The sequence below is a fragment of the Okeania sp. SIO3B5 genome (assembly GCF_010692555.1).
In the GTDB taxonomy this organism is placed as follows: Bacteria; Cyanobacteriota; Cyanobacteriia; order Cyanobacteriales; family Microcoleaceae; genus Okeania.
In genome coordinates, this window is sequence record NZ_JAAHHG010000538.1 from 1 (window position 1) to 6,704 (window position 6,704).

Sequence of the window (6,704 nt, forward strand, 5' to 3'; positions counted from 1 at the left end):
TCAGGAGTCAGGAGTCAGAATGGATGGCTTTAATACCATTTTTTAGGGCGTAAATTATCTTTTTTGTCAAAGGGACATCTCATGTAAAGTCTTTTTATCGCTCTTACTATTCGTAACATTCTTTTTTCAAATTGGTATTAGGGGTGGGTCTCTACAAAGAGCAAAAAGACTTTCCGTACGCAAACCCTAATTATTAATTATTGAAAGTAGTAGTTATTTATAAAAGATGAAAAATGTTTGATAATATCTTCAAAAAAATACAACACAAAATGCTAATTGTTCTGATTTTTAGCACAATTACTCCTGTTTCAATAGTAGGTTATTATGGCATAATTACTGCTACTAATTCTTTGCAATATTTAGCTTTAGCTAACCTGCAAAAAAAAATTAACGATAGTTCAGAAAATATAATTAATAACTTAGAAAATATTGGTTACGATATTTTATTTCTGAGTAAAGTTCCACCTATTCAAGGAATTGTCAGAGCTAGAAATAACAATGGAATCGATCCAAAAGGTAATTCTAGTTATGATGTTTGGCGAGAAAGACTAAGCATCATATTTATAGAATTTATGCAAACAAAACCATACTATATGCAATTACGTTATTTGGATGAAAGTGGAAATGAAATGGTGCGTGTAAATTCAGATGGATTAATAGTTAAAAATATTCCCGAAGAACAGTTACAAAATAAAGCAAAGAGAGAATATTTTACAGAAACTATGACCCTAGATTTAGGTGAAATTTATGTCTCACCCATAAATCTTAATCGAGAACAGGGAAAAATTGAAATCCCTTATAAACCAACAATTAGATATGCAACTCCTATATTTTCAGCAGATGGAAAACGTCAAGGAATTATCATTGCCAATCTGCTAGTTGACCGGATGTTTCAAAAGTTAAAACAAAACAATCAAAATCCGATTGGTACAGCTTTTATTCTTAATCAAGATGGCTACTATTTATACGACCAAAACGAACAAAAAGAGTGGGGTTTTGAACTAAATACAGATGAAAAAATTCAAAAATATTATTCAGCAAAAGTGAGTAATCAAATTTTATCTGGCGGTCAAAGTGATATTGTTAATGGTGTAGATAGTGTGATTACTTACAACACTATTTTTTTACAGAAAAAAAATACCAATAAATTTCTAGTAGTTGTCTATGATTTACCTAAAAAAATTGTATTTGCTCAAGCCAACAATTTTAAAATTTTAGCTTTGGTAATTATATGTTTGTCTTTGATAATTTTTTTGTCTATTGGATGGTTGACTATAATGAATATAGTTCAAATCGTCAAAAATACAATTAATAATGTTTCTTCTGTTTCTCATAATATCTTGGCGACAATGAGTCAGCAGGAAAAGATTGCATCAGAGCAATTATTAGCTGCTAATGAAACTAATAATAATATGACTACTTTAGGTCAAACTTCTCAAGAAATATCTCAACAAGCAGAATCAGTTGCAGTTGCAGCAAGTAAAGTTTTAACATTAGCGGAAGATGGAAGTAAAATGGTAGATAAAACTTTTGAACAAATGCAGAGTTTGAGAGAAACAGTTGATAATATTAGTAGAAAAAATCAAGATCTTGGTGAAAAAAACACTCAAATTGGAAATATTTCTAGCTTGGCAAATTTAGTAAGTTCTTTAGCAATGCAGACTAATATTTTAGCCCTTAATGCCGCAGTAGAAGCAGTACGAGCTGGCGAACAAGGCAGTGGGTTTGCTGTTGTAGCTAGAGAAATTCGGAAATTAGCGGATCAAAGCTCTGAAGCTGCTAAAAGAATTAATGTAATTGTGCCAGAAATTAAAACAGCAATTAATTCTACTCTCAAGGTGACAAATGAGGGAAAAAAAATAGTGAATTCTGGTGTCAAAACGGCGGAAGAAACTGCCAATACTTTCCAAAATTTAACAGAAGTAGTTTCTCATTTATTTGCTAGTAATCAGCAAATTTATCACAATACTGAACAACAAGCAGATGCTATTCAAAGGATAATTGAATCTATGAATAATCTCAATTTCAGTACTGGTGAAACAGCTAAGAGTATTTCTCAAGTTACAACTAGCACTCAAGAACTTTATGAAGCAGCGCTTAAGCTTAAGAAAATAGTTTAGTAAGCATTCAGCTATCAGCAGTCAGCTAGCCTCCTCTGGAGGAACATGGTAGTAACTTTTTATTCTTTTTCAATTTCAAAGGTTGCTTTTAAGCAGATCCAAAATTAATAGCTGAAGTCCGCAGTTCTTCCGATAGGAGGCTAGCTAATAGCTGATGGCTGTTTGCGCAGTATTCCGGAGGAAATGCTTATACCATTTCTCTATGAAGTTGCGCTTAATAGACATCTCCTCCAAAAGAGGGAATAGGGAATAGGTATGGAGGGGGAAAGAACTGATAGTTTCTGTACGATAATTGATTTTATTTTTGATTTTTGGAGATGTCTAGTAAAAGATAACAGCTATCAGTAAAATTCCAGTCTGGGCAAGAATTATTAAGTGCATTGTTACAAAGAAATGGTATTACGTTTAAATAACTATATTAATTCAAATTTTGACGTTGCTGAATTAGTGTATGATATTAATCTTAATTACTTAGGAGTTAGGAGTAAGGAGTTAGGAGGGAAGAAAGAAGAAGAAAGAGGAATAGAAGGAGAAAGTTTTTTTATTTGCTGGCGCACAACTACGTTAACGTATAAGCGGAACGGAGTTCTATCGCGCTCTTATCCGGAAACGATATCATACCTCAAATTACCAACGCCCAATTTTTTTATATATTAATAATTTTTCAAGGTGTAATATCAAGTGTGAAAAAAGAATATTACGAATAATAAGCATGATTAGTAAGCATTCAGCTATTAGCAGTCAGCTATTCCTTTGGAACGCACTAGCATTCAGCAATTAGTAATGAAGTAAGCATTCAGCTATTAGCAGTCAGCTCTCAGCAAAAGAAGGGGGTTTTAATATATAGACTGTTTCAGCCAGCTAGAGAGCGTAAGTATAAATTATGAGTCAATTAGTAAAGCTTTTATCTCAAACTAAAAGCAATAGCTGATGGCTGATGGCTGATAGCTGACAGCTGAATGCTTACGTAATAAATAATTACTTCTCAGGTTTAGTCTGGGGACTTTGGTAGTAACTTTTTATTCTTTCTCAACTTCAAAGGTTGCTTTTACCTTACCCAAAATTAATGGCTGAATGCTTACAAAAGTGCAGAAGATGTCTCTTGAACTAAAAAGATAAATTATGGCCTAATAAATAGCATCAAAACTATTCATTCTGACTTCTGACTCCTGACTCCTGACTCCTAAGAAATACCCTAGCTATTTATAGTAAACATTTATCAAATTTGTGTAATTTATGATTGAAGATACTGAACTTCGGGAAGTATTTAAAACTGCTAGTGAAGAACATCTCCAAAAACTTGATGAAGGATTTTTATATTTAGAACAATATCCACACGACTTAACAAAATTAGAAGAGTTATTACGAGAAATTCACAGCTTAAAAGGTGATGCTGCAATGTTAGGAATTAAAAATGTATCTCAACTTGCTCATCAGTTGGAACATTTATTAGGAGAAATTATTCGGGACGAGCAAATTATATCTCCAGAAACTAGCGATCGCCTCTCACTCGGATTAGATGCTATTTATAAACTTGTACAAGAGGCAGTTACAGGAGAACCATCAGGTATAAATACTGTTCATGTACTAGCTACTTTGATGGGAGGAAATAATATTAATACATCATTACAAGACCAAGATAAAACATATTCAACATCTGAAGAAGCTATTGCTATTAGTACTTCTGTAAAAGAGCAAAAAGTTGCCAAAAATACTCCCTCACCCAATATTCAACAGCCAGAAGAAGTAGCTAACATTAATGAATCTAGTTCCACCAAAACTGAGCCAGATGAAAATTTTGTAACCAGTAAACTTCCAGATAATTCATCAACCTCTTATCATATTGAAACAGTTCGTGTATCTACCCGAAATCTAGATTCTTTAATGACACAAACTGGAGAATTAACTGTAACTCAAATTAGACTTTTTCAACGACTATCAGAAATAGAAAAAATCACAAAATTGTGGGAAGAATGGAGTAGAGATATCCTTAATAATCGTTTTTTTGTCCATGATATAAATGTTAGCGGTAACACTACTACTAATAATTCTCTCCAGCAATTTAAAAATTATCATATTCGTTCTGAGGAACGATTAGAAAACTTAGGACTGTTAATTAATAATTTGAGAAATTCTATCCATGAAGATATTGCTAAACTTGACTTAATTAGCAGTCAAATAGGAAGTGGAGTTCGTACTCTGCGAATGCTGCCTTTATCTACTATTTTTAATATTTTTCCTCGTGTTGTTAGAGATTTAGCAAGACAAGAATATAAAGAAGTTAAACTAATCATCGAAGGCAGTGAAAGCAAAGCAGATAAGCGAATTATTGAACAGATGAAAGATCCTTTAATTCATCTAATTCGTAATGCCATAGATCATGGTATTGAAACACCTACAGAACGCAAAAATTTAGGAAAAAATCCTGTTGCTACAATTAAATTAAGAGCTGAGAATACTGCTAGTCAGGTAATAATTGAAGTTATAGATGATGGGCGCGGGCTAGATATTGAAAAAATCAAACAAACAGCGGTAAAACAAAAAATTTGTAGTCAAACCGAATTAGCCTCAATGACACAAACAGAAATTCAATCCATGATTTTCACCCCTGGATTTTCTACAAAAAAATTTGTTACTGAAATTTCAGGTAGAGGTATTGGTTTAGATGTAGTAAAAGCAAATGTAGAAGAACTTAAAGGAAATATTCACATAGAATCTCAACCAGGAAAAGGATGTTTAATCAGAGTGATACTCAGCACTTCTATCGCCACAATTAATGTATTAATAGTAGCTGTTGCAAATATTTATTATGCTTTGCCTATTGAATGCGTTCAAACAACTTTATTGGTATCTATAGAATCTATTTTTACCATTGAAAGTAGAGATACTATTATTTTTGATAATGAGCCTGTATCAGTTTTTCAACTTTCAGATTTACTGCAAATTTCAGCTATTAATCAAGAACAAATAAATGACAGTCAGGAGCATAATTGTATTATTTTAAAAATAGGAAATGAAAAATTAGCACTTTTTGTTGATGCTTTAATAGATGTACAAAACGTTATGCTTAAACCTCAAAGTAAATTATTGAAACGGGTAATAAATGTTTCCGGTGCAACTATTCTTGGTACTGGTGATGTATGTATGGTTTTAAATCCTCAAGATTTAATGAAATCTGCAAAGAAATTATCGACATCTTTTTCCACTTCAAAATTTGTTCAGCAATTAGAAGTTGAAAAAGTTAATAAAAAATCTGTAATTTTATTAGCAGAAGATTCAATTGCTACACGAACCCAAGAAAAAAGAATTCTTGAAAGTGCAGGTTATGAAGTTATTACTGCCGTTGATGGAATAGATGCTTTTAATAAACTAAAAACTCGCTCTTTTGATGCTGTAATTTCTGATATTCAAATGCCTAATATGGATGGCTTGACTTTAACTGCTAAAATTAGAGAAAACCAAAATTACACTGAATTGCCTATTATTTTGGTAACCTCCTTAGCATCCCACGAAGATAAGCAAAAAGGTGCAGAAGTAGGCGCTAGTGCTTACATTACTAAAGATAGTTTCGATCGAGAAGTTCTATTAGAAACTTTAAAAAGATTAGTTTAAGAAGGAAGAAGGAAGAAGGAAGAAGGAAGAAGTAATATCATGTTTGTTTGAATAGTTATGATTAGGATATAGATGGAAGAGATATCCCAAATCCCTGAGATTGCTTCCTTCCACTACGTTACAGTCGCAATGACTTTATAGAACCCATTTGGTATCTTTTAGCTCTCTCCAGAAAAGAGGGAGTAGGGAGTAGGGAGTAGGGAGTAGGGGGGAAATAATTGATGACACGCTCTACAATAATTGATTTTATTTTTGATGATTGGAAATATCTTTCTCCGAAAAGATATATGCTTAAGTTAAGTAATAGGAGCGAGCACCTAAATTTTTAGAGATGCGCTTAGGGGTTCTATAGTATGTGTTTATCCGAACATGATATAAGGAGAAATTAGGAATTACAGAAGAGGTAGGAGGAAGAATCATCCCTACCCAACATTTTTATTAATATGATTTTAATTGAGCGATCTTCAACAATGAATAATGAATAATGAATAATGAATAATGAATAATTACCTCTCCTTGAAAAGAAGAGGATTGACTAATCATGAAAATTTTTCTTTATTATCCCCTTAAAAGGGGAGGCTTTAAACCACAATTTTTCGGTAATAAAAAAATGAGGTTCATTCTCTTTCCATAGATTGATGTTTGATTTATCTATTGGACAATAGTTAGAGTTTGCTGATTCCATCTCAAAGTATTGACTTATATTGGTTTGAGCAATTTTAATTCTGGAAAAACTATTAGCTATATCACTGTGTTTCGCGATTATTGATGTTTGATTTATTTATTGGACAATAGTTAGAGTTTGCTGATTCCATCTCAAAGTATTGACTTATATTGGTTTGAGGAATTTTAAGTCTGGAAATATCAGCTATATCCCTCTGTTTCGCGATTATTGATGTTTGATTTATTTATTGGACAATAGTTAGAGTTTGCTGATTCCATCTCAAAGTATTGACTTATATTGGTTTGAGG

General features: G+C 32.2%; 2 protein-coding genes. Both read left to right on the forward strand.

Going from position 1 to position 6,704, the window contains the following annotated elements:
- Window positions 1-269: 269 nt before the first annotated feature.
- Entirely contained in the window at window positions 270-2,120 is a 1,851-nt protein-coding gene (locus F6K54_RS37665) for a methyl-accepting chemotaxis protein (RefSeq protein WP_293089123.1), read from the forward strand.
- A gap of 1,236 nt (window positions 2,121-3,356) precedes the next feature.
- The gene (locus F6K54_RS37670) at window positions 3,357-5,732 is read left to right on the forward strand and encodes a hybrid sensor histidine kinase/response regulator (protein ID WP_293089125.1); all 2,376 of its coding nucleotides are present in this window, start codon (window positions 3,357-3,359) and stop codon (window positions 5,730-5,732) included.
- Window positions 5,733-6,704: the final 972 nt, after the last annotated feature.

What these genes read in the sequence shown, in the direction of transcription:
- F6K54_RS37665 (WP_293089123.1), top strand. Translation starts at nt 270, where the DNA reads ATGCTAATTGTTCTGATTTTTAGCACAATTACTCCTGTTTCAATAGTA.
- F6K54_RS37670 (WP_293089125.1), top strand. Translation starts at nt 3,357, where the DNA reads ATGATTGAAGATACTGAACTTCGGGAAGTATTTAAAACTGCTAGTGAA.